We start from the raw sequence: 25,238 nt of genomic DNA, 5'->3' as shown, positions 1-25,238 counted from the left end.
ACTTAAACTTTATCCATTTTGAAAAATCCCATCCCTCTTTCAGGAATTTGGAGCGGGGCTTTCTTGAGTTCTTCCTTTGGGTCTTGGTAAAAACCTGGGAACACGGGCTTGATAGACTTTATAGGAATCATATTTGGAAGCACTTATTTCCTCACTGAAATTGGAGCTCCCCTGAAATAAGATCAATAACAACAGGCAGCCAACCACGGACCAATTAAGCCATTGACCTGAAGCTACCACTGAAAAAAAATAGAAAGAAACCCAAAATCCCTGTTCGCCCAAATAATTGGGATGGCGGGAAATTGCCCAAAGCCCTTTATCCAAAAAACCTTTTGCAAAATCACCTCTCAACAACTTCCCTTCTTTTATAAGTCTCCATTTTTCCTTTTGATACTTCCAATGTTGCTCATCGGCGACAGTTTCAAGAGCCAAAAAGAACAAAACTATACCTGCCACCAGATAATCCAGCAAGCCAATACTTCCGTCATCAAACTGCATGGTGACAAGCATGGGCAGAGTAAACAACAAAATCAATACGTTTTGATAGCCTGAAATGAAAAAGAGATTGAATAAAGTCCATTTCCATTTTGGCTGGAATTCAGGCTTTTTGCGCAAAATCTCCCAACGGTAGTCTTCTTCCCCTTCCCAGAATTTCCACTGATAAGCACCTTTTCTGGCAAAATTATAGGTAAGCCTAGCCCCCCAAGCACTGACAAGAACAGCTAGCAAAACCATCCTTGGAGAAAAATCACCAAAATAAGCCATTACCCACGCATAGATGATGGGCAAAATACTCCAATATTTATCCACCTGACTGTTGTTGTTGGTAAGCTCCCCTACCAAAAAACAATAGACAACCGAAGCGGCACAAATCTTCATCAAGATTGAAAGCGTATCCCATTCACGAACTCCTAAAGGTATTCCGAACAAATAGGTGAAAATCGGGACAACCAATAAGGTGAAAATTAAAAGAATCGCTGTTTGGAGTATTTTCATAGAAAGGATTTTCTTTTCAAAATAGGGATAAATTCAAAAAATAAAAACAAGGTTCTCTCGCAAAATTAAAACGGAACGGAAGATGAAGATAAAAAAAAGCCCCAAAGGAGTAGATGCGTTGGTTTGTTCAAAAACTCCGCTATTCCCGAATTTTCACAGATTTTCAATTTGATTTTATTGTAATGCATCAATAACATTTGCACTTTCATTCATTATTGTTCTGGCAAAAATTACTACAAACCATTTTTTTTATTTAGATTATACATCAAAAGACATGCAATGAAAACGTCTCACTCAACATTCTCCGGATTGTTTATCCTATTCGCCTTACTTTTCGAAATGGCTCAAGGCCAATCAATTACCTCATTTTCACTGATAAATGGAGAAACGGATCCCTACAGTATTGTGCAAGCTGAGGATTTTTCTGAGCAGAGTGGCATTCAGCTTAGCAATTCCGGTGGCGCGGTGGGTTATGTAAATAATGGCGATTATATCCAATTCGACAATGTGACCTTTGGCCGCGGTCCGCTGTCAGGTCAGATTACCGCCTCCAGCAATACTGCTGGAGGAACTGTAGAATTTAGAATTGGCAGTCCTCAAGGAAACTTAATTGCCACGGCTAAAATTCCCAATACCGGTGGATGGACAAGATTTTTGCCATTTGATATTGCCGTAATTGACCCCAACATCTACGCAGACGGGACCACTTATTTAGGAAATAAGACACTATATCTGGTTTTTAAGGGAGGCTCAGGATTTCTCTTAGATGTGGATAATTTTATTTTTGAGGATTCCGATGTTATCATTGAGGACCTTAGATTTACGAACTGTCCTACAAAACCCTTAACTGTAGGGGATACTATCGATCTTGATGTAATTATTTCACCTTCTAACACCACAAACCAATTTGTTGCTTTTGTTGCAAGCGATGGGACCAGCGTAGATTATATCAGTGGGAAGTTTACAGCAAGTGCCCCGGGAATAATTACAGTCTCTGCAACCAGCTTTAGTGACGGTTCAGTATACGATGTCTGCACCATCACCATAAAGGAAAAAGATACTTCCTTTGATCCCTACAATATTGTCCAAGCTGAGGATTTTTCTACCCAAAGCGGCATTCAGCTTAGCAATTCCGGTGCGGCGGTGGGGTATGTGAATAATGGTGATTATATCCAATTTGACAATGTGAGCTTTGGCCGCGGTCCGTTGTCAGGTCAAATTATCGCCTCCAGCAATACTACTGGTGGAACTGTAGAATTTAGAATTGGCAGTACTCAAGGAAACTTGATTGCGACGGCTAAAATTCCCAATACCGGTGGATGGACAAGATTTCATCCATTTGATATTGAGGTCATTGACCCCAACAGCTATGCAAATGGGACCGTCTATTTAGGAAATAAGACACTATTTTTGGTTTTTAAGGGAGGCTCAGGATTTCTTTTAGATGTGGATAGATTTATATTCAAGGATTCCGATGTAATCATTGAGGACCTTAGCTTTACAAACTGCCCTTCAGGGCCACTTACAGTGGGTGATACTATCGATCTCGATGTTCTAATTACTCCTTCCAATACTGCAAACCAGACCATTGCATTTACCGCAAGTGATGGGTCAAGCATAAATTATCTCAGTGGAGAGTTCATAGCAAGGGCACCTGGCGAAATCACAGTGACAGCGACAAGTTTTAGCAATGGTTCAGTATTCGCGGTTTGTACTATTACCATCAAAGAAAAAACTAGGTATTTTGATCCCTACAGTATTGTGCAAGCGGAGGATTATTCTATGCAGAATGGTATTCAGGTTAGCAATTCTGGTGCAGCGGTAGGTTATGTAAATAATGGTGATTACATCCAATTCGGCAACGTTACCTTTGGCCGCGGTCCTAAATCAGGTCAGATTATTGCCTCCAGTAATACAAAGGGGGGAACTGTAGAATTTAGGACGGACAGTCCACAAGGAAATCTAATTGCGACAGCTGAAATTTCCAATACCGGTGGATGGAAAAGCTTTCAGCCATTTGATATTGAGGTAATTGACCCGAAGAGCTATGCCGAAGGGACCTCTTATTTAGGAAATAAAACACTATATCTGGTTTTTAAGGGAGGCTCAGGATTTCTTTTGGATGTGGATAGATTTATTTTTGAAGATTCCGAGGTGGTCGCTCAGGACCTTAGCCTTGAAAATGAACTGCGTATATTCCCAAATCCAGCGAGCACTATTTTAAATATTCCTGAAGAAAATTTTAAAGATGAAAATTCATATGACGTACACATCATGACAATGGATGGCGTTAAAATGATGACCCAGAAAGTGAGTAAAAGTATTAATGAATTGAATATTCGAGGATTATCACCTGGAACTTACCTAGTGATTTTTGAAGGTTCCAATCAATTTAAGCAGAAACTTCTACGTGTGAAATGAATTGAGTCATTCTGAAATATTTCATATAGAAAAAGCACTTCAAATAAAGATGTGCTTCTTCTTTATTTTATAGAAGAGGGAAAAATGCTCGAGCCGCAAAAGGTTTCCAAAACAGTCCAAAAAAAAGCCCCGGATATCCGAGGCTTGTTGTGCGCACGAGAAGATTCGAACTTCCACACCCGTAAGGGCACCACCCCCTCAAAGTGGCGTGTCTACCAATTTCACCACGTGCGCTTTTAGGGTCTGCAAAAGTAGAAAGGAAAGCATTTACCTGCAAGAGTAAAGGCTTATTTTATCCTTCATTTTATTCAATCCAAGTATTAGCCAAATACCTGCTTTTCTGCCGCCAACAGGGTATTATAAAGCAAAGATGCAATTGTCATTGGCCCAACACCCCCCGGTACCGGTGTGATAGCTGAGGCCTTTTTGGAAACCTCATCAAATTTTACGTCTCCAATCAACCTGAAACCGGATTTCTTGCTGTTGTCTTCAATTCTGTGAATTCCCACATCTATCACCACAGCACCATCTTTTACCATGTCTGCGGTAACAAACTCGGGTTTACCTAAAGCGACAATAAGGATATCCGCTGTCTTAGCAATTTCGGGTAGATTCTTAGTCCGGCTATGGGTCAGGGTTACTGTACAGTTTCCGGGATATTCATTCCGAGCCATCAAGATACTCATAGGAGAGCCTACAATATGGCTTCTACCAATGACCACACAATGTTTACCGGATGTCTCTATCTTATATCTTTTCAACAACTCCACTATACCATAAGGAGTGGCTGCAACATAAGCCGGCCAACCTAATGTCATCCTTCCCACATTGGCCGGGGTGAAGCCGTCCACATCTTTTTCAGGTTTGATTTTATTGGTAACTTTTTCAACAGAAATATGCTTGGGAAGTGGCAATTGAACAATCAAACCATCAATATCTGGGTTTTGGTTGATATCTTCCACTACCTTTAATAGCTCCTCTTCAGTCACTGATTCTGCCAACCTTACCAAGGTAGACTCAAAACCCACCTGCTCACAGGATTTTACTTTTGCCCCGACGTAAGTCTGACTTGCTCCGTCACTTCCAACAAGGATTGCAGCCAAGTGAGGAGTTTTTCCACCCTCCACTTTAATCTCAGCCACACGCTGGGCAATTTCAGTTTTGATTTCTTCTGAGGTTTTTTTTCCGTCTATTAGTGTTGGCATGATGAGCGTGAATTAAATAGGGTTTGGCTATTTAGTTAATTATTGTTTGTTCAGAATTAAGTATCGGAAATGGAATTATACATCCGGTTTACACGTCACGAAATTACTAATTTGTGAAAGAAAATCTTGGTTCTTGTCTCTTGGCTCTTGTTTCTATAGCCAAGACTCTCGGTTCTCGTCACTCGCTTCTCTTACTAATCCAACTTCAATACCGCCATAAAAGCCTCCTGTGGCACTTCCACATTCCCTACTTGCCTCATCCGCTTCTTGCCTTTTTTCTGCTTTTCCAGAAGTTTTCTCTTTCTTGAAATATCACCGCCATAACATTTCGCCAAAACATTTTTTCTTAAAGCTTTGACAGTTTCTCTGGCTATAATCTTGGTACCTATGGCAGCCTGAATGGCTATTTCAAACATCTGTCTTGGTACAAGTTCCTTAAGCTTTTCACAAAGTCTTTTTCCCCATTCATAGGCCTTATCTCTGTGCACAATTGCTGAAAGCGCATCTACAATCTCGCCGTTGAGCATCACGTCAAGTCTAACCATATGGGATTGCTTGAATCCTATCAGCTCATAATCAAGGGAAGCATAACCTCTGGAAATCGTTTTTAATTTATCGAAAAAGTCAAAGACGATTTCAGCCAATGGCATGTCAAATGACAACTCCACCCTTTCTGAAGTGAGGTACACCTGATTCTTGATCTGACCTCTCTTCTCCATACACAATTGAATCACAGGACCTACAAACTCAGAAGCTGTAATAATCGTGGCTTTTACAAAAGGTTCTTCTATATGTTTGAACAAATTAGGCTCCGGCATGTCTGAGGGAGCATTGACCAGTTTGTATTCATTATTGTTCATTAATGCTTTGAACTGAACTGAAGGGACTGTAGTAATGACAGTCATGTCAAACTCCCTTTCCAATCGCTCCTGAATGATTTCCATATGGAGCATGCCTAGAAACCCACAACGGAATCCAAATCCCAAGGCAGCAGATGTTTCAGGTTCCCATACCAAGGATGCGTCATTGAGCTGGAGTTTTTCCATGGATGCCCTCAATTCTTCGAATTCGGTAGTATCTACCGGATAAATACCGGCAAAGACCATCGGCTTCACATTTTCAAAACCCTTGATCATGGTCGTGCAGGGATTTTTGACATGTGTGATGGTATCACCGACTTTAACTTCTTTCGCCACTTTAATCCCGGAGATGAGGTATCCAACATTTCCCGCAGACATGGTCTGTTGTGGAATCTGGTTCATTCCCAAAATTCCGATTTCATCTGCGAAATATTCTTTATTGGTATTGACAAATTTGATTCTGTCCCCCTTGTTGATGCTACCGTTGAAAATCCTGAAAATAACCTCAACCCCTCTGAAAGGATTATAAACTGAATCAAAAATCATGGCCTGAAGCGGTTCATTGGGGTCCCCTTTCGGAGCGGGAATACGTTCCACAACAGCATTCAGGATATCTTCAATACCAATACCTTCTTTGCCGGAAGCTAAGACAATATCCTCCCTGTCACAACCGATCAGGTCAATGACCTCATCAGCCACTACTTCTGGTTCAGCACCGGGAAGGTCTATTTTATTTAAAACAGGTATGATTTCAAGATCATGGCCAATAGCCAGATACAAGTTGGAAATGGTTTGGGCTTCTACTCCCTGAGATGCATCCACAATCAACAAAGCCCCTTCACAGGCGGCTATTGATCGGGATACTTCATAAGAAAAATCAACATGTCCAGGGGTATCAATTAAGTTGAGGGTATATTCCTCCCCTTTATACATGTATTTCATCTGGATTGCATGGGACTTAATGGTGATGCCACGCTCACGCTCCAAATCCATGTTGTCCAATAATTGATTTTGCATCTCTCTACCGCTTACCGTATGGGTAAATTCAAGGAGACGGTCTGCCAGTGTACTTTTCCCATGATCGATATGGGCGATAATACAGAAATTCCTAATTCTTTGCATATTCATTCTGGGCGCAAAAATAGATAAATTTGTGGGTTATATAAGTATATGAAGAGCAGGAAGACCTAAATTGTTTTAATAAAAAAATCAATTTAACAGAAAAACTACAAGAATTATTTGATCCAATTTTCCAATTTCAATGAGGATATTCTTGAAAACTCTTTAAGATTGTTAGTGACCAAAATAAGGTTTTCTGAGAGTGCCTGTGAGGCGATTAACATATCCATAGAACCAATAACTTTTCCTTCCCTTTCCAATTTCGCTCTTAATTCACCATAATATAAAGTTGCTGTTTGTGTATAAGGTAAAATTTCCAGCGGTAAAAGGAAATTAAAAAGTGCAACTCTATTCTTTTCAACAAATTGACTTTTGCTAACACCATATTCTAATTCAGCCAAGCTAATTGAAGAAATTGCTATTTCACCTAAACTGAATTTTGAAAATTTTTCAAAAACTTCAATGGGCATTTTTTTGATGATGTAAATGCAGGTATTAGTATCAAGTAAATACTGCATATTTAGAAGGATTCTCTATTATCCAAGCTTGGCTGGTCCCTTTCTTCCATAAAATCATCAGTGAAAAGTTTTACACCCTCAATTAAGGATTCCCAAGGATTATGAAAGGGGATAATAAAAATCGAGTTCCCTATTTTCTTAAGGTAAACTCTATTATCATCTATCTTAAAATTTTCAGGAATCTTAATAAACTGGCTTCCAGAAATGTTTTCTATTTCTACTTCTTCGATTTTCATTGAATTTAAGTTTCTTAAATGTACGCACTTTCTCTTTTATTGTTAAAATCAAACCTTTCTTATTTTCTTTGCAATATCCCAAAGAGATCGAAAAATGAAGGCCATTGCTGAAAAGAAAAAAGCAAAAAATATCGGTGAATATATCATCTACATGTACCAAATGGAGGACTTAATAAGGGCTTACCAGTTCAACATGCAGGAGATAAAACAATATGTTGTTGCTCATTATCCGATTTCTGTGGAAGAAAAGGACGAAACTTTTAACTGGTTTGCTGGATTGGCCAATTCCATGGCAAAGGAAAATGTCAAAGAATATGGCCATTTGAAATCTGTGCAACAAATGGTAGATCTTCTGTCCAAATTACATTGGCAACTTTTAAAAACCGATAACACCTATTTCAATATCTACCAAAAAGCCAAACCTCATATCATCCTAATGGTCCTTGAAGCAGGTGAAAATTCTCCGGGAAATGAAATCCAGATCTGTATCAATGCAATATACGGATTACTTTTGGCCAAATTACGGGGAAGGGAAATCCCTAAAGAAATGGTAGACGCTACTGAGATTTTTGGGGATGTGCTGAGTTATCTTAATTGGGCTTATTTTGAGGGGTTGGAGAATAAGGCGAGAGAGAATTAATCTTCTTGCCAATATTCATAAACACTCTTATAACAATTATTCTGATCCACATAATCCAAGAATGTACTGTAAAATGGATGGTTGCTTAGGGTGGCGCTGTCACCAATGACTGCCAGCTTTCTTTTTGCACGGGTAAGGGCCACATTCATTCTTCTGGTATCCGACAAAAATCCAATTTCACCTGAACTGTTGGACCTGACCAAACTGATGACAATGATATCCCGCTCCTGCCCCTGAAATCCATCTATGGAATCTATGGTCAATAAATCCGAAAATGAACGCAGATTTGGAAATTCAAAAGTATCAAAAACCAATTCATTGAACCTCCTGACCTGAGCGCGATATGGCGCTATCAAACCGATGTTCCATGCATTGGTTTTTATCTTGCCGATACCGATCCGCTTGATCAGGTTTTCTAAGTATCGTAAAGCAAACCTTGCTTCTTCCAAATTAAATGTACTCAGAGATTCCTCCTCCTGTTGCTCCGCAAATCCACTGCCTGCTGTATCTATAAACTCCAAGACAGGCTCATCATCAGCTAGTTTATGTTCGAGCGTATTTTCAGCCGCAATCAATCCATCCTTGTAGAAATACTTTCCTGAAAAGCCCATAATCAACTCGGGCATTCTGTATTGCAGATTCAGCATTTGCGAAGCTTCAGGTTTTCTTTTGATCACCTTTTCAAATAATGTTTCGCTTAATCCGTTTTTGGATGCTTCGTATGATTTGATGGTCGGTGGTAACTGACAATGATCTCCGGCCATCACTACCTTTTGGGCTTTTTGTATGGGGATCCAAGTGGCAGCTTCCAACCCCTGTGCAGCTTCATCAATAAACACCACCGGAAAACTCATCCCTTTCAAAGCTGAGTTAGAAGCCCCTACCAAGGTAGAAGCAAATACCTGGGTCTGTTGAAAAATATCATAAGTAATATAATCCTGCAGGCTTTCCGCATCTGATTTCAGCCTACTTGCTTCATCAAAAATTCTTTTTCTCTGCATTCGTTCTTCAGGACCAAAACTTCTCTTGTATTTCTGTCCCATCTTTCTGTACTCCTCAGCAGATTTTTTGAGCCGCTTCAAATCTTTGTAACTATCGTGGCTGGCAATTTTAGCATCCAAAGTCTGTGCTAAAATATGATCCTCCACCCTTGCAGGATGACCAATCCGCAGCGTAGTGACATTTTGTGCAATCAGTTTTTCAACCAATAAATCCACTGCAGCATTACTTGGAGCACAGACCAAAACTTGTTTTACTGACTCCAATGATTGTGATATGGTAGCTACCAAAGTGGTCGTTTTACCTGTTCCGGGGGGGCCATGGATGATCGCTACATCCCTGGCATTCCTGACCAGATTCAGTGCCCTATTTTGGCTACTGTTCAGTTGGTCATTTTGAACATTATCAGCTTGTTTGGTTTCAGGCTCTTTATCACCCAACAAAACATTTTTCAATTCTCCCAATCGCCCCTTTTCGGACTTGATAACGGTCTTCAATGCAGATTCCATTTCCCTATAGCTTGCCTCATCAAAAAGCAAATCAATCCCTAACTTGCCGACTTGCATCCAATCCGGAATCTCTTCAGCCTGAAGTGTGACTATCATGATGTCTTTTTTGACCTGATTGATCACTCCATTGATCCTGTTTTCCTGAGATTGGTGCTTATCGTGATTGGAAAAAATGGAAACAGATTTTCCTGATTGAAAAACATGGGATTGTTTGGAATCAAATCTTTCCAGTTCGACAATCAATCTTTCTCCAAATCCGGTTTTGGTTTTTTTCAGTTGTACCGGATACCAGCAAACGCCCTCTTCCTTTTTATCTGATATTGAGGTATATAAAAACTTCTTTTTGTACTGCGTTAAATCTTCTTCCCACTCCTGTTTTAAAAGTTTGAGAGAAATACTTAATTCTTCCTGTATTCTTGACATCAATTGTTAAATTTGGGGGCAAATTACATACATTACCCAGACTCTAAAACTATCTCGTAAGTGAATTATCTCGCACATGCATATTTGTCCTTTGGGGATCCCAAGGTTTTGATTGGAAATTTTATCGGGGATTTCGTAAGGGGCGACATTGACACTACCTATGAAAAAGGGATTGTGGTTGGAATTAAACTCCATTGGGAAATTGACAAGTACACGGACAACCATCCTGTTGTAAAAGAAGCCCAATCAATTTTAAGGCCTGAATACGGGCGGTATTCCACTGTAATCACTGATATGTACTTTGATTATTTTCTGGGAAGATACTGGAAAAATTATTCTGCCAAACCCATTACAGAATTTGCCGATGATGTTTATGCCGTAATTGAAGAACATCATGAAATCCTTCCGGAGAAATTTCTCAAAACTTTCGGTTATATGAAATTTTATAATTGGTTGACCGGATATGGAGACTTGGACGGGATCAGGCGTGCCTTGACAGGAATGTCGAAAAGAACAACGTTCAATTCCAAGATGGAAACTGCACACCTTTTTCTTGATCAGCATCATGAGTATCTAAAAGTCCATTTTGGGGACTTTTTTGAAGACTTGGTAAGTCACTCCAAAAAGACCCTGGCCGAATTACAATCCGAATGATAGAATGTAAGCCAAAAAACAGCACCTATTTTGCACTGGGATTGATTGTGGTGATTTTGATTGGTGGCTTGATTTACACCCTCAATCATTTTGCTACCCAAAGAACATTAGGTATTGTTATCTACCTTTTCGTTGCGGTATTATTGACCTTGGTAATTCTTTTGCTTTTGGTCAAAATGATGGCCGCTTACAAGTTTATATCCTTTGGAAAAGGTCTGATTATAACAAGATTTCCACTTCGTAGAATAACTAAAAAATACAACCTTAATCAGGTTTTGGTTTGGGAGGAAGAGCTTATTGTGACCAATAAAAGAGAATTCAAACAACTCACGGTGGTATTTGATGATAAAACCTCATTTTCCATCAGCAACCATGAACATATCAATTACGGGGAGTTTTCAACATTTCTTCAGAAAAAGTTACCCAGTAAAAAGGTGAAGCAGCAAAAGAAAAATTAAAACCTTACTGCAAAAGAACCTGTCACGGCTGTGTTCCCCTGACTGAACTTACCACCTGGCAATGAAAAAGCTGCTTCAGGACTAATAAACTGTCTGGCTTCCAATCTAAACATGGCGTTGTCTGCGAAATTATAATCCAGATTTGCCGAAAGTCCCGACACTTTCAACCCTTCATTTAAAATGACTCCATTGGGATCAGAATAGTATTCCGCCCGCCCTGCGAGAAATATTTTTTCACCAAACTGCCGTCTTAAAGATGCAGTAACTCCATACCATTGAAATGGATCTCCTGCATATGACTCCTGAATTCCAAAGTCTGCCCCTAAAGTTACGCCCCAAAGATTTTTGATATATTGAGTATAGAAATTGTTGAAAAAACGGTAGAGTTTTATAGGCTGAGGGGATTCATTTCCGAAATAATTTGCGTAGTGAATCAGAAGATTTTCTGTAGGTCTATGGTCAATACCCAGACCTAAAGCTATGGATTGGCTGCCTGTTGTCCTCTGAACGTTCTGCCATCCATTGGCCAACCAAAATTGAATATCCATTTTCTCATTGACTTCATAACTTATTCTTGCCCCTGTAAGAAAGTAGGGGGAATTATCAGCCATTATACTCCTGCTTAGGTGCCAACCATCCATGCCATACCAGCTTTCAAATCCAATATGGGAAGGCATGATTCCAATATCAAACCAAAGCTTTTCATGGAATTTGAACCCTACCGAAACCTCATTTAAAATCTGTGCCCAAGTTGGTTCATTCGCAAGGTTATATTGGGCATAGGTACCGCCCATCAAGGCCACATTGGCTCTAAGGTTCTCAGTTTCATAGGAGGCCTTTAGAACCGCTAAATTGACGCTGAATTCGTTATGTCTGTTGAAATTATAGAGGAAATCAGGTCTAAGGTTATCTTCCGGCTGATTGAAGTCATAACTATAATAGGCTTCAACGTATCCTGAAAACTTTATCCCTGAGTTTGAACCATCCTGAGCAAAAGTTTTTGCGGAGAATAAAAGAAACAATATCAACAGTCTATACATAAGAAAAAGCCTGAATGAATCCATTCAGGCAATAATTATCTTTTTGTTCTAAAGTTAAGGTCATAAAGGTCTATACTTTCCTTTATGATTTTAAAAGCTTCTTCTTTTCCAAGAAAATCCTCCACTTTCACTTCTTTGTTTTCAAGTTTTTTATAGTCCTCAAAAAACCTGTGAACTTCTTTCATCAAATGCGGGGGAAGTTCATCGATATCATTGATATAATTGACCGATTGATCTTCAGCTGCAACGGCAATTATTTTATCATCTGCCTCACCGCCATCAACCATTCTCATTACCCCGATTACTTTTGCATTTACCAAAGTCATAGAAGGGATATCAATCTGGGAAATAATCAAAATATCGAGGGGATCTTTGTCATCACAGAACGTTTGAGGAATAAAACCATAATTAGCTGGATAATGAACTGCCGAAAACAATACCCTGTCCAAAATCAACATCCCGGTCTTCTTATCCAATTCATACTTGCCTTTACTGCCTTTTGGAATTTCAATCACTCCCATTACAAAATCTGGAGCGTTTTTACCGATATTTACATCGTGCCAAGGATTAATCATAACTAAAACTTTTTGGTATTTAATTCTTAAAATGTAAAACAAATTAACGCCAAAAATGGCTGTAAAAAAAACAATAGGCTTTGTTTGTTGGAAAACTAAAACAAAGACTATAAAAATAGAATTTCCAAAAATTTCATCACTTAAACCATTTCATTCAATTGAAGGGTAGGTATTTTAATTGTCACTTTGGTACCCTGATTAACAGCTGAATCAATATTTATATCCCCTCCAATTTGGGTAACAGATTCCTTTACCATGTACATGCCAAGTCCAGAACCAACATTATTTTGGGTTGCCCTTTGAAATAAATTAAAAATCCCTTCCAAATTTTCCTGAGCTATCCCTACTCCGTTATCCTCTACCAAAATAGTGGTGTAAAACTCTTTAACGTCAATTAGTAAACGAATATATTTGTTTGGATTTTCCGGGATTTGAAAGTTATAGGCGTTACTGATTAAACTGTTGAAAATCACTTTGATCTTGGAATCGTCTGAAAAAAAGGGAATCTCCTGATTAATGTTGATTTCAAAATCAATTTTATCAAGATCCCATTTTTGTTTATAAAATTCCATCTGCTCAAAAACAATATCCCTGAAGTCAATTTTGATGACTTTGTTTTCCATCTTGGTGGACCTGTAAAAATCGAGCATTTTGTAAACATATTCATCCAGCTTTTCGGTCGCAGAATCGACCATATCAAAATAATCATGAATTGCCGGATCGTCAGATTCCATTTTAGCAAGTTTGGAAACGCCCGCAATACTCATTAAGGGCCCACGGAGTTCATGGGATAAAGAATAGACAAACTGATTCATTTCAGAATGAATTTTCAAAAGCCTTTCGTTTTTATCTTTTAATTCCTTTCGAGTGAAATAAATTTCAGCGGCATTGATAATTGCATTTTTGACATGATCAATATTCCAGGGTTTGTCGATAAACCTATATACTTCGCCCCTGTTGATGGCATCAATCACACTAGCAATATCTGAATACCCGGTAAGCAGGATTCTGATTGGATCGGGATTGATTTTCATAAGCTTTTCAAAAAATTCTACTCCAGACAGGCCTGGCATTCTCTGGTCAGCAATGACTACATGCAACTCTTGGGAAGATGCAATGGCAAGTCCTTCATTGGCATCTATGGCAGTCACCACCTGAAAATCCTTCCTCAGGCTAGCTTTGAATGAGGTAAGATTATTACCCTCATCATCTATGTACAATACTATAATCTTATCGGTCATTTAAAGGCGCAGTTTGATAAATCGGGAGTGTGATGATGAAGTTTGTTCCTTTACCTTCCTTTGAACGTACCTCCAATGTACCTTTATGATTTTCGATTATGGTGTAAACTATTGAAAGACCTAGGCCTGTACCTTTACCCACGGACTTGGTCGTGAAGAAAGGTTCAAAGATCCTTTGCTTGACTTTCTCTGGCATTCCAGGTCCATTATCCTCTATTTCGATTACAACATTTGTATCTGATTTTCTTGTTCTAAGGGTTATTTCAGGAGCTGATACATTGTTCAAGTTATCCAGGAGCGCATGAATAGCATTTGTAATGATATTCATAAAAACCTGATTTATTTTCCCCGGCAGACATTCAACCAAGGGTATGCTTCCATATTCCTTATTAATCTTGATCTTTCCGTTCATTGAACTGCTCAGCAAGATCAAAGTACTGTCCAGCCCATCATGGACATCAACTTTTTTAACATCCTGTTCGTCCACCCTTGAAAACAACCTTAGACCTTTGACAATTTCAACTGTACGGCGCGCTCCTTCCTCCATTCCGTTCAGTAACTGATTGATTTCTTCAATTACAAAATCAAATTCTACTTCCTTTTCTATTTCTTTAAGTTCTTTTTTTGATTCATCCGAAAATTCAACCTCACCCTTTTCTCTATATGCCTCTACTATTTCCAAAATATCATTGATATCCCTTTTTAAAGGTGATATATTGGAGCTAACAAAATTTATCGGGTTATTGATTTCGTGTGCTATACCTGCCGTCAACTGACCTAAGGAAGCCATCTTTTCCTGATTGACCATTTGGGTTTGGGTATTTTGTAGATTATGCAGCGTGTATTCCAATTCTTCCGTCCTCTTTTTTACCTTCTCTTCAAGGTTTTCATTTTGCTTGATAATCAATCTCTCGTTTTCTTTCAGAATATAGAGTTTGTCTGCCTGTTCTTTTTCTTTCTCATTGATAAGAACATTTATCTTATCTGCAAGAGCAAAAGAAAGTAAAATAACTTCCAAAGTTGACCCAAGCGGCATAATAAAGGCCGTAAGTACTGTGTAAGACAATACCCCCATCTCACTTAAGACAAACCATAAAATCGATAGCATGAAAAATGACCATGCCAATAAATAATACCTGGCAGGACTGTAGCCTTTGGTCCATACAAAAATGGCAACAAAAAGAACGTATAAAACAACTACAGACTGTGTGACTAAAAGTACCTGATAACTCAAGGTCAATGAAATAAACAAGGCGTTGACAAGAATGAAACCGTAAACAGCATAGATAAAATAAAAACCCTTATCAAGCTTGGGCAGATAAATTTTTGTAAACAAAAAAATACGGAGAAACCAAATTCCCGCTATACTGACCAGAGAAGAAAAAACAACCCCTGATCTGAGGTTGATCCATTCGTTATCAGGCCAGATCAATTCCTGTGTATATCCTAGAATCGCTGCTTGTGCCAACCAAGCAAACAGCGTATGAATCACGTAAATTAAATAGAGCTTATCCTTGATTGAAAAATACAGGAACAAATTATAGAAAAGCAACCCAAAAAGCACTCCTGTGAAAATTCCAAAAAAAAGATTTTCCTTCTGAATTTGAAAATGGACAGACTGAAGATCAGAAATGGTCGCTAAGATCACTTTCTTGTTTACACTTTCAATCCTCATGTAGATCGTGTAAAGCTCATCCTGCTCCAACTGAATTTCGAAAACAAGATTCTTGGACGGAATCAACCTATCCTGAATACCTAGAAATCTCCCTCCGCCTTGATAATCAACTATTTGCTCATTTTGCACCAAATAAATATCAAGTTTATCAAGAGAAGAGTTGTTTATTGAAAAATATCTTGTTTTCTCTCCTGACTTATTGATCACATCATATTTGAGCCAGACAATATCATTGTTTATTCCAAAATTTTTAGTGGATGATTCCACTCTTTTGAAATCCTGAGATTTTATGATTTTTTCAATATCAAAGGCTTCATTTTTTTCAATTAAATATTCATACTCCAATTCCATACCGGATTGGCGATCTTGAATCACATTGAAGAAGTTTTGAAAACTTAATATTAAACTCAAAAATATTACAAGCATAAATCTAACCGCCAATTGGGGTTTTCAATGAAGAGCTGATACCTAATTTCTATTTTTCCTTTTGGAGAATCTTCTAACATAACACTCTTTATATTCTTTCTCAAATGAAAAATGAATTTCTTTTCCTCAGGCAAGGCCAAGGGAATATTTTGAACATCTCTCAAAACCGCACAAGTTGATATGAGGTCCTTTGTAGGGTAAAAAAACTTACCCTTGTTTCCAATGCTTTCCTCTACCTGAAAACCCTTATCTAAAGTAGTTTGCAAAGTGTGTTTTGAACAAAGTGCCAATAATGACCCCAGTTTAAGTTGAGAAGCTATTGCCACCGCTGTTCTGGATAAAAACAAAGATCCGATTCCATATCCAGATATAGACTTGGAATTCCATAATCCCGAGACTTCACCTGTTCCATTTTCTCTATAAATATCCACCAAATCGTAAACCCTTCGGTCAGTTTTTGCTAAAGCCTCTTCCAAGGGTAATGGATAATCTCTGTTTGCTATATGAATCCTAACCCCGCTTACGATCATACCTGTGAGACTATCCTCAACAGTTACAACATATACATAGGGATTATGCATCCATTCATTGTTGGAAGACGTAACTTTTGTAATACCATATTCCCTCAATACATTAGCGTGGCCTTCAGCATATTTCATACTGGATTCAAGGTCGTCAATTGCTCTGAATGCTTTGAAAATAAACATAATTTTAAACTATTTTTAATGTATCGACTACATCTCTTCTCAATGATCTGACCACATCACCCTCGGTAATATTCAACCTAAAGAGAAATATTTCGACCTCTCCATCTTTATGCTGGACAAATTCCCGGAATTCTCTAAGGCTATTTTTGATTAGATTTGATTCAAAAGCACTGAATCGTTTTTTATCCCCTTTGATGTATTGCTGATAAAGAAAGAGAGGGGCTGTAACAGGTTGAAAACTTATTTTCTTCATATTAGCGTGCGTCCAGATGCGCTGAAGTGCCCTACCTGCTTTGAGATATGTATCAGGTGAAAAATCCTTGGCTGACAAAAGACAAATGGCAGAAGCCGCTTGGAATGTTTTGTCTGAAATTTGAGTAAATCCTCTTCCCAAATGATGTTCTCTGACAAACTTCATTGCTTTTGGATTGTTGATCATTTTCAATATTGCTTTATCTGCAACACTTAGATCAAATGTGGAAAGATCCATGCCGTCTTTAGACATTTCAGCTTCGGATGAATTCCATCTGATTTCTTTGACAAAATCCCGGTATCCTTCCTCATTGATCATTCGGACCCAATCCATGACACCGTTTATCTTTGCAAGTTTTCCAATTTGGTCTTCCTGGTCAAAAACATGAAGATTTAATCCGCTTTCCTCAGCTATGGCAACCAGTTCCTTGAATATCTCTCTATCAATAATTTGCCTCTTTTGATTCTGCCTATCCGTTAATCTCCTCTCTATGTAGGGAGTCAAATATGCAAATGGGACATTGATACTTTGTTTTTGTTTATTTTTAAAAATAATTGAGGCAATTTTTTCTTCTTCAAAATCAACAATCTCAGTAATCATTTCTGTTTCAATACCCATTTGGGCACAAGTCAACCGTATATTCTCCAAAGCTGAACCGAATGACATTAACGATCCTGTGCCTTTAAAATCCAGTAATGATTCACTTCGTTTTTTGTCATGGTAAAGGTGAAGAACTCCTTTTTCATCAAACACCCAACTCCAAGGTTGGCAATTTCCACCGGAAGGCGCTGTGTTTGCCGCTTTGACAATCTTAATAAGCTCATCTTCTGTCAATTTATAATTTGAAGAAAGACTGCTCTTCAGTTCAAATTCTTTTTGAACTGAAAAATTCAGATCTTCTTCATTTACTTTAAATTTTAAGTTTTCGCTTCCAGGATGAACCTGAACCAATTCATCCAGATCAATAAAAAACCTTCCGGATTCTGTCATATGATCCAAGAGAATATTTCTCGCAGAATGTGCCCCTAGTGCGCCTCCCAAAAAAACAGCTGAGGCCAATTGCGGCCACGAGGATATGGTTTGATTTATTTCCAATAAGGAAGCTTTCATTCTGGGAGAAAGTGTCTCAAGACCAGTTATTTTTAACCCATAAGTCACTTTCTCTTTAATATTGAGATCTTTGAGGTCTTTATAATCAATATCTCCTAAAAACCCATGAAAAACAGGCCTTTCAGGCTCAAGATCAAACCTTTCTATATCCAACATCCCCCTATCTGAAGTATCCATGATAACAGGGATTCTGTACTTTTTGGCAACTTCCCTTAACAAAACTTTTATGTCCAAGCTGTCACATTCATCAACCAACAGATCAAGTTCTCCGCCCTTGGTAAAAAAATCAACTATATTTCCTTCATTAATTCCCTCTTCATATACAGTGACTTTTAGATAAGGGTCTATTTCCAAAATTTCCCTTGCAGCAATGGTTGATTTCTTTAAACCTAACTCGGTAAGGCTGCACCTGATTCTGTTCATATTGCTCAACTCCAACGTATCAAAATCAGCCAATCTCAATTCACCGCAGCCCCTCTCCAATGCTAAGGCCATTGCTACACTTTGACCTACTGACAATCCTACTATTCCTATTTTTTTTGTAGAAAGTTTTTCTTGCTCACTTGGAGTGATTTTGTATTGATTACGAACCGTTCTAACCTGGATAAATTCCCTTTCAGGAAGGACGTGAACCAATGTGTTTTTCCAAGGATAAAAAACCCAATGTCCATAGCTGTGTTTTTCATTCATTTCAAAAAATTCAACCACCTTCATCAGCAATTCTTCTTTACTGAATGACTTGGTTGGATTGTTTAATTTTATCAAATCGGCTACCTGACTTTCGATCTGATCTACCTTAAGAAGGTGAGGCAATTCGAACAGTTTTTTAAGGAGTTCTGCATCTGATTTTTTTTGGGGATTCATCAAAATTATTCCCCATTGATTGATAAGATCAAGAGTTGAAAGAGCATTCATATAGAGGTAATTAGGGTGATTATCAGGAGTAAAGATAATTTTTTGGCGCAAGATTCATAGTGAAATCTTTAAAAAAAAATCTTGTCAAAATAATTTCTTTAAATATTTCCAATCCGATATTTTTTATAAATACTTTTTTTTGATACTTTGTCGGCAGATTAATTCAATTACCCTCCAAATAAATGTATTTCGAATTCACCCCTAATAATTTATACCAATGCTTTATTCCCCTGAAGAAAAAATAAAAATATTGTATGTTGATGATGAAGAGAACAATCTTCAAGCATTTAAAGCAACTTTCAGAAGAGATTTCCAGATTTTCTTGGCCCTTTCAGCGAGTGAGGGAAGAGAGATTTTGAAGACTGAAGACGTACATTTAATAATAACTGACCAAAGAATGCCCGAGGAAACAGGGGTAGATTTCTTAGCATCTATTATCCCTATAAACCCTGATCCGATCAGGATTTTACTGACAGGTTATACTGATATTCAAGCAGTAATTGACGCCATCAATAAGGGTCAGGTTTACCATTATTTGACCAAGCCTTGGGAGGAAGATTATATGAGGACTGTCATTCACAATGCTTATGAAGTATATATGCTTCGCAGGGAAAACAGGCAACTCACTTCAGAACTGATGGAGGTAAATGGTCAGCTTGAATTTGTATTAAGACAGAATCTTCTGTCTTAATACCTTGCGGCCAGCAAGAGCAATAGTTCTTTGTGGGTCATCCCGAATTTCCTTGCTATATAGGCATTCGTAAGACTTCCCCGATAGGTATATACCCCCTTCATAAACCATTTATAATTAAAAACCATTTCTTCAGCGCCACCTAAGTCGGCCATCTGAAGCAAAATCGGTGTGAAAATATTACTCAGAGCAAAGGAAGCTGTTCTTGATACACGGGATGCTATGTTTGGAACACAATAATGAATTACACCATGTTTGACAAAAGTTGGTTCATCATGTGAGGTCATTTCCGAAGTCTCCATACATCCCCCTTGGTCAATCCCTACATCTATAATGACACTCCCTGCCATCATGGCGGCTACCATTTCCTCACTGACAACGATTTTGTTTCTTCCCTTTTCTGCCCTTAATGCGCCAATCACGACATCAGCTTCTTTTAAAGCTTTGCTTAATGTATAATTATCTATGGTAGAAGTGAAAACCTGTTGTCCCAGAAGTTGCTTTATTCTTCGGAGTTTATAAATGTGATTATCAAAAACTTTAATACTTGCACCTAGGCCCAGTGCCGTTCGCGCGGCATATTCAGCAACTGTTCCGGCACCGATTATGACCACTTCAGTTGGCGGTACACCTGTGACTCCTCCCATAATCAAACCTTTTCCGTTATTGACACTGCTGAGGTATTCGGCAGCAATAAGCATGACTGTACTTCCAGCTATTTCACTCATAGCTCTGACTACAGGCATTCCACCCACTTTATCCTCGAGATGCTCATAAGAAACTGCGGTTATTCTTTTTTTATTGAGTGCATGAATGAAGGCAGCATTTTGTTTGCCGAGTTGCAATGCTGAAATCAGACAAGCCCCGGGCCTCATCAAATTAATTTCTTCCTCGGTAGGCGGTTCTACTTTAATCACCACCTCTGCATCAAAGGCTTCTTTCGCGGAATAAACTACTTTGGCTCCGGCATCAGAATATTCCTGGTCTGTAAATTTTGATTCTTTACCAGCATTGGCTTCTACGATCACTTCTTGTCCATTATTGACCAATAAGGCAATGGCATCAGGAGTCAGCACTACCCTTTTTTCCTGTGCAGCAGATTCAACCGGCAAACCAATCAACAAAGAATTCTTGGATTTTTTTATCTTGACCATGGATTCCTTAGGGTAAATCCCCACCCCTTCTGTAATCTCAACCATTTGCTTTTCAATTAAAAATCTGACTTAAAGTAATTTTTCGCACTCCATCGAATTCCATTTCAATATCAATCAAAACAAATTCATGAGGTAGAAACCCTGGTATTTTTTCCGCCCACTCTATCCAACAATGATTGCCACTGTAGAAATATTCTTCTACGCCTATTTCCAATACTTCTACCGGCTTCTCTACTCTATAGAAATCAAAATGATAAAATACTGTACCTGAATCATTTTGATATTCATTAATTAAAGAGAATGTTGGGCTTGAAACTCTATCCACTATTCCGAATAATTTCGCAATGGCTTTAATCATTGTGGTTTTGCCAGCTCCAAGATCACCTTTGAATACCCAGATTTTTTCACCTTTGCAAAAATCTACTATTTTTTTTGCTGTGGCAGGAATTTCTTCCAAGCTGCGACAATAAATCTTTTCCAAATTTACTTAAATATTCTTGGGTTCAAGTTGAATGACGGGGACAATCATTTCTTCTAAAGATACTCCGCCATGCTGAAAAGTATCTTTGTAATAATTTACATAATAATTGTAATTGTTGGGATATGCAAAGAAATAATCTTCTACTGTAAATACATAACTTGTAGAAACATTAAACCTTGGTAGTTTGGCGTCTTCAGGTTTTGAAATCTCAAAAACCTTTCCGCTTTCAAAATTTAAATTTTTACCTTGTTTATACCTCAGATTGGTTGTGATATTTTTATCGCCGATAATTTTATATGGCTTGTTTACTCTTTTAGTCCCATGATCTGTGGTGACCACTACATTTGCTTTGATACTTTGGATTCTTTTAAATAATTCGAAAAGGGATGAATGCTCAAACCAACTTTTGGTGATAGATCTGTAGGCTGATTCGTCAGGTGCCAATTCCCTGATCATTTTCATATCAGTCCTTGCATGGGACATCATGTCCACAAAATTATACACCAAAACATTCAAGTCATTGTTGAGCATTTGGTGGAAATTTTCAAGAATTGTTTTCCCCTGATAGGCCTGCAAAATTTTGTGATAACTGAATTTGATATTGAGACGGTTCCTATGGAGGTTTTCTGCAAGAAACTCTTCCTCATGGTTATTTTTCCCTTCATCAGTATCTTCTCCTTCCCACAGATCCGGATGAAATCTTGCCATATCAGAAGGCATCATTCCACTGAAAAGTGCATTCCTTGAAAATGCCGTTGTTGTCGGTAGAATACTGTAATAAGTACTTTCATCCACCACATTAAAATAATCAATCACCAATGGTTTGATCACTTCCCATTGATCCAACCGGAGGTTATCAATTACAATAAAAAAAAGCGGCCTATTGGGCTCAAGAAAAGGAAAAACCTTTTCATTCATCAGCTTATGTGACAAAATCGGTTTTTCAATTTTTGGATCACTGATCCAATCTATATAATTATTTTTTATGAATTTGGCAAAAGAAGCATTGGCCTCTGTCTTCTGAGTATCCAAAACATCTTGCATACTCTTGTTTTCAGTTTTCTCTATTTCGAGTTCCCAATAGGTCAATCTCTTATAGATTTCAGTCCACTCCTGATAGGTGGAAGCCTCATCGCAGGCCATACTGATATTCATAAAATCCTGTCTGTAAGAAAGATTGGTTTTCTCCGTAATCAATTGTTTGTTTTGAAGGATCTTTTTTACAGAAAGTAATATTTGATTGGGATTGATCGGCTTTATAAGGTAATCGGCAATTTTACCTCCAATGGCATCATCCATTAAATGTTCTTCCTCACTCTTGGTTATCATAACAACAGGTATCTGCGGCTTTATCATTTTAATCTGCTGAAGGGTTTCGAGGCCTGTCATCCCGGGCATCATCTCGTCAAGAAAAATCACATCATAGTTGTGCTTTTCCACTAATTCGATGGCATCGACCCCACTGTTCACTGTTGAAACTTCATAACCTCTCTGATTTAAAAACAATATATGGGGTTTCAGAAGATCAATCTCATCATCTGCCCATAGGATTTTGAACCTTTGCATAAAATTTGGTTTAATTCTTTTAAATTTATAATTACTTTTGAACCTATAAAATGTCAAGGACATTGAAAAGCCATAAAATATTTAATGATCCTGTTTACGGGTTTATCACCATTCCGAGTGATTTGATTTTTACCATTATTGACCATCCTTATTTCCAAAGGTTACGTCGAATCAAACAGTTGGGTTTGACGGATTTTGTTTACCCAGGAGCACTTCATACCCGATTTCATCATGCCATCGGAGCTATGCACCTGATGCGCATTACTTTAGACAACCTTCGCCATAGAGGAATTGATATCAGTGATGAGGAATATGAGGCGGCATTAGTTGCCATTTTGCTGCATGATATAGGACACGGTCCTTTTTCCCATGCCCTTGAATTCAGTCTACTTGACAACACCCCCCATGAATCATTGTCTCTATTGGTAATTGAAACATTAAATAAAGAGCTGAACGGCTCTCTCAATTTAGCTATAAAAATTTTCAAAGGAGCATACGAAAGGAATTTTTTCAATCAATTGGTTTCCAGTCAATTAGATATTGACAGGTTGGATTATCTTCAGCGTGACTGTTTTTTTACAGGGGTATCAGAAGGAACTATTGGTGCAGACAGGATCATTAAAATGATGTATATCAAAGATGATCAGTTGGTAGTCGAAGAAAAAGGTCTGTACAGCATCGAAAATTTTCTCAGTGCCAGGAGATTGATGTATTGGCAGGTATACCTGCACAAAACAACAGTCAGTGCTGAAAAAATGATGATAAATCTTGTAACTAGGGCAAAGGATTTAATCACAAGCGGAAACCAACTTTTCGGAACAGAGGAATTATTGCTTTTTCTCAGCAATAAATTCTCCTTAACGGATCTCCAAAATGATAAAGGTTTACTTCAAAATTTCATGGAACTTGATGACTTGGATATTTGGGGAGCGATCAAAATGTGGAAAAATGAGAAAGATTATGTGATCAGGAATATCTCCAATATGTTTCTTACAAGAAACCTGTTTAAAATTAATTTGAGGAACGAGGCCTTTACAGATCAGGAATTGAACAGTGAAAGATTAAAAAGTCTAAAAAAACTTAAAATACAAGAAAAGGACCACCATTATTTCTTCACTCATGGAACCATAAGCAATCACGCTTACCTCAACAAAGAGCAAATTCTAATCCTTACCAAAAAGGGGGAAATAATAGATGTAGCTCAGGCTGCAGATTTGCCAAACATCAAAGCCATGAGTAAAATAGTGAAAAAACATTATATCTGTCAGGCTAAAAATTTAACTTTGTAAGTTATAAATACAATTTATGGAATTCACTCTTAATCAAATAGCAAGCTTAATCGGAGGAAAAGTGGAAGGCGATGGTTCCCTAAAAGTAAGTCACTTAGACAAAATTCAAGAAGGCTTACCTGGTGGTATCAGCTTTCTTTCAAATGAAAAATATGAAACCTATATATACAGCACAGAAGCTACCGCGGTAATTGTATCCGAAACTTTTAAACCTACAAAACCATTAAAAACCAATTTAATAATAGTAAAAAATGCTTATGAGGGTTTCACACTTTTACTTGAAACCTATGCTTCTATCATTAAATCTGAAAAAACAGGGATTGAAGAACCTTCATATTTCGATAAATCGAGTACTATTGGCAATAATTTTTACAGAGGGGCATTTTCTTATGTTGGTAAGAATTGTGAAATAGGAGAATCGGTAAAAATCTACCCAAATGCTTTCATTGGAGACAACGTCAAAATAGGAGATGAAACAATAATCCATGCCGGGGTTAAGGTTTATAATGATACTATAATTGGAAAAAAATGTGAAATCCATGCCGGGGCAGTAATCGGAGGAGATGGATTCGGTTTTGCGCCAGTCGAAGACGGAACCTATAAGGCAATCCCACAATTAGGAAATGTTGTGATAGGAGATAAAGTAAGTATTGGTTCCAATACAACAATAGACTGTGCAACCATGGGTTCTACAGTGATAAATAACGGCGTAAAAATTGATAATCTTGTTCAGATTGCGCACAACGTCACAATTGGTGAAAATACCGTTATTGCCTCCCAGACAGGAATATCCGGGTCTACAGAAATAGGCAAAAATTGTGTTATAGCAGGGCAAGCAGGTATTGTTGGGCATTTAAAAATTGTTGATGGAACGACTATCGGTGCCAAAACCGGAATCATAAAAAATGTAACTAATTCTGGACAGACCTTATTTGGTTATATTGGTTTCGACTTGAAAGAATTTCTTAAATCTTACTCCATTTTCAAAAAACTACCTGAACTTCAGGATAGAATCAAAGAACTGGAAAAAAAACTATAAATTTGCACTTCAATATTTTAAAGGGCATTATTTGAACT

General features: G+C 38.0%; 22 protein-coding genes and 1 tRNA gene. 7 read left to right on the top strand and 16 right to left on the bottom strand.

Features of this window, described 5'->3' with window-relative positions; all coding sequences use genetic code 11:
• Positions 1–39: 39 nt before the first annotated feature.
• Complete coding sequence (locus B9A52_RS11470) at positions 40–996, bottom strand: DUF1295 domain-containing protein (protein ID WP_157370126.1); 957 nt, start codon at positions 994–996, stop codon at positions 40–42.
• Between the two features lie 279 nt (positions 997–1,275).
• Between B9A52_RS11470 and B9A52_RS11465 the strand changes: the two genes are divergently transcribed.
• A complete protein-coding gene (locus B9A52_RS11465) occupies positions 1,276–3,417 on the top strand; it encodes a carbohydrate-binding protein (RefSeq protein WP_084120597.1) in 2,142 nt (713 codons plus the stop codon).
• Between the two features lie 150 nt (positions 3,418–3,567).
• Here the strand turns inward: B9A52_RS11465 and B9A52_RS11460 are convergent.
• From B9A52_RS11460 to B9A52_RS11440, 5 genes are all read right to left on the bottom strand, one after another.
• Positions 3,568–3,651: transfer RNA gene (locus B9A52_RS11460), tRNA-Leu, on the bottom strand.
• Between the two features lie 86 nt (positions 3,652–3,737).
• Positions 3,738–4,622 carry a bifunctional 5,10-methylenetetrahydrofolate dehydrogenase/5,10-methenyltetrahydrofolate cyclohydrolase gene (locus B9A52_RS11455; protein ID WP_084120596.1) on the bottom strand — a complete coding sequence of 295 codons (885 nt, stop codon included), beginning with the start codon at positions 4,620–4,622 and terminating at the stop codon, positions 3,738–3,740.
• A gap of 194 nt (positions 4,623–4,816) precedes the next feature.
• Complete coding sequence (lepA, locus tag B9A52_RS11450; protein ID WP_084120595.1) at positions 4,817–6,610, bottom strand: translation elongation factor 4; 1,794 nt, start codon at positions 6,608–6,610, stop codon at positions 4,817–4,819.
• 107 nt (positions 6,611–6,717) lie between these two features.
• Positions 6,718–7,119 carry a type II toxin-antitoxin system tRNA(fMet)-specific endonuclease VapC gene (gene vapC / locus B9A52_RS11445; RefSeq protein WP_084120594.1) on the bottom strand — a complete coding sequence of 134 codons (402 nt, stop codon included), beginning with the start codon at positions 7,117–7,119 and terminating at the stop codon, positions 6,718–6,720.
• Positions 7,120–7,121: 2 nt separating this feature from the next.
• A complete protein-coding gene (locus tag B9A52_RS11440; RefSeq protein ID WP_084120593.1) occupies positions 7,122–7,355 on the bottom strand; it encodes an antitoxin in 234 nt (77 codons plus the stop codon).
• A 94-nt stretch (positions 7,356–7,449) separates the two neighbouring features.
• Between B9A52_RS11440 and B9A52_RS11435 the strand changes: the two genes are divergently transcribed.
• The gene (locus tag B9A52_RS11435; protein WP_084120592.1) at positions 7,450–7,995 is read left to right on the top strand and encodes a DUF4924 family protein; all 546 of its coding nucleotides are present in this window, start codon (positions 7,450–7,452) and stop codon (positions 7,993–7,995) included.
• Here the strand turns inward: B9A52_RS11435 and B9A52_RS11430 are convergent.
• A complete protein-coding gene (locus B9A52_RS11430; protein WP_084120591.1) occupies positions 7,992–9,926 on the bottom strand; it encodes an AAA domain-containing protein in 1,935 nt (644 codons plus the stop codon). The genes B9A52_RS11435 and B9A52_RS11430 overlap by 4 nt on opposite strands.
• Positions 9,927–9,986: 60 nt before the next feature.
• On the opposite strand from B9A52_RS11430, the gene B9A52_RS11425 reads away from it, so the two are divergent.
• Together B9A52_RS11425 and B9A52_RS11420 are read left to right on the top strand one after the other, a co-directional pair.
• Entirely contained in the window at positions 9,987–10,580 is a 594-nt protein-coding gene (locus B9A52_RS11425) for an acyl carrier protein phosphodiesterase (protein WP_084120590.1), read from the top strand.
• On the top strand, positions 10,577–11,038 hold the full coding sequence (locus B9A52_RS11420) for a hypothetical protein (RefSeq protein ID WP_084120589.1): 462 nt from the start codon (positions 10,577–10,579) through the stop codon (positions 11,036–11,038). Before B9A52_RS11425 ends, B9A52_RS11420 begins: the two co-directional genes overlap by 4 nt.
• On the opposite strand, the gene B9A52_RS11415 is transcribed toward B9A52_RS11420, so the two are convergent.
• From B9A52_RS11415 to B9A52_RS11390, 6 genes are all read right to left on the bottom strand, one after another.
• A complete protein-coding gene (locus B9A52_RS11415; RefSeq protein ID WP_231955568.1) occupies positions 11,035–12,102 on the bottom strand; it encodes a porin in 1,068 nt (355 codons plus the stop codon). The two genes, B9A52_RS11420 and B9A52_RS11415, sit on opposite strands and share 4 nt — an antisense overlap.
• A gap of 11 nt (positions 12,103–12,113) precedes the next feature.
• The gene (locus B9A52_RS11410; protein WP_084120588.1) at positions 12,114–12,653 is read right to left on the bottom strand and encodes an inorganic diphosphatase; all 540 of its coding nucleotides are present in this window, start codon (positions 12,651–12,653) and stop codon (positions 12,114–12,116) included.
• 140 nt (positions 12,654–12,793) lie between these two features.
• Complete coding sequence (locus B9A52_RS11405; RefSeq protein ID WP_084120587.1) at positions 12,794–13,894, bottom strand: hybrid sensor histidine kinase/response regulator; 1,101 nt, start codon at positions 13,892–13,894, stop codon at positions 12,794–12,796.
• Entirely contained in the window at positions 13,884–15,944 is a 2,061-nt protein-coding gene (locus B9A52_RS11400; RefSeq protein ID WP_231955566.1) for a sensor histidine kinase, read from the bottom strand. The genes B9A52_RS11405 and B9A52_RS11400 overlap by 11 nt, the downstream gene beginning before the upstream one ends.
• A 41-nt stretch (positions 15,945–15,985) precedes the next feature.
• Positions 15,986–16,702 carry a hypothetical protein gene (locus tag B9A52_RS11395; protein ID WP_084120585.1) on the bottom strand — a complete coding sequence of 239 codons (717 nt, stop codon included), beginning with the start codon at positions 16,700–16,702 and terminating at the stop codon, positions 15,986–15,988.
• Positions 16,703–16,706: 4 nt separating this feature from the next.
• Positions 16,707–18,980: an Rv1355c family protein gene (locus B9A52_RS11390; RefSeq protein WP_084120584.1), complete on the bottom strand. Its 2,274-nt coding sequence runs from the start codon at positions 18,978–18,980 to the stop codon at positions 16,707–16,709.
• Between the two features lie 217 nt (positions 18,981–19,197).
• Between B9A52_RS11390 and B9A52_RS11385 the strand changes: the two genes are divergently transcribed.
• A complete protein-coding gene (locus B9A52_RS11385; RefSeq protein ID WP_084120583.1) occupies positions 19,198–19,671 on the top strand; it encodes a response regulator in 474 nt (157 codons plus the stop codon).
• On the opposite strand, the gene B9A52_RS11380 is transcribed toward B9A52_RS11385, so the two are convergent.
• Genes B9A52_RS11380 through porX form a run of 3 tightly spaced genes read right to left on the bottom strand, consistent with a single transcriptional unit; the run spans position 19,668 to position 22,872 of the window.
• Positions 19,668–20,870: an alanine dehydrogenase gene (locus tag B9A52_RS11380; protein WP_084120582.1), complete on the bottom strand. Its 1,203-nt coding sequence runs from the start codon at positions 20,868–20,870 to the stop codon at positions 19,668–19,670. The two genes, B9A52_RS11385 and B9A52_RS11380, sit on opposite strands and share 4 nt — an antisense overlap.
• Positions 20,871–20,877: 7 nt before the next feature.
• The gene (gene tsaE / locus B9A52_RS11375) at positions 20,878–21,306 is read right to left on the bottom strand and encodes a tRNA (adenosine(37)-N6)-threonylcarbamoyltransferase complex ATPase subunit type 1 TsaE (RefSeq protein ID WP_084120581.1); all 429 of its coding nucleotides are present in this window, start codon (positions 21,304–21,306) and stop codon (positions 20,878–20,880) included.
• 6 nt (positions 21,307–21,312) lie between these two features.
• A complete protein-coding gene (porX, locus tag B9A52_RS11370; RefSeq protein ID WP_084120580.1) occupies positions 21,313–22,872 on the bottom strand; it encodes a T9SS response regulator signal transducer PorX in 1,560 nt (519 codons plus the stop codon).
• A gap of 50 nt (positions 22,873–22,922) precedes the next feature.
• Between porX and B9A52_RS11365 the strand changes: the two genes are divergently transcribed.
• Positions 22,923–24,161, top strand: coding sequence for an HD domain-containing protein (locus B9A52_RS11365; protein ID WP_172805203.1), 1,239 nt, complete (start codon positions 22,923–22,925; stop codon positions 24,159–24,161).
• Between the two features lie 16 nt (positions 24,162–24,177).
• Positions 24,178–25,200 carry a UDP-3-O-(3-hydroxymyristoyl)glucosamine N-acyltransferase gene (lpxD, locus tag B9A52_RS11360; RefSeq protein WP_084120579.1) on the top strand — a complete coding sequence of 341 codons (1,023 nt, stop codon included), beginning with the start codon at positions 24,178–24,180 and terminating at the stop codon, positions 25,198–25,200.
• The last annotated feature ends 38 nt before the right edge of the window (positions 25,201–25,238 follow it).

Source organism: Aquiflexum balticum DSM 16537, assembly GCF_900176595.1.
GTDB lineage: Bacteria > Bacteroidota > Bacteroidia > Cytophagales > Cyclobacteriaceae > Aquiflexum > Aquiflexum balticum.
Note: the sequence above shows the minus strand (reverse complement) of the source record. Positions and strands in the feature narration are given on the sequence as shown.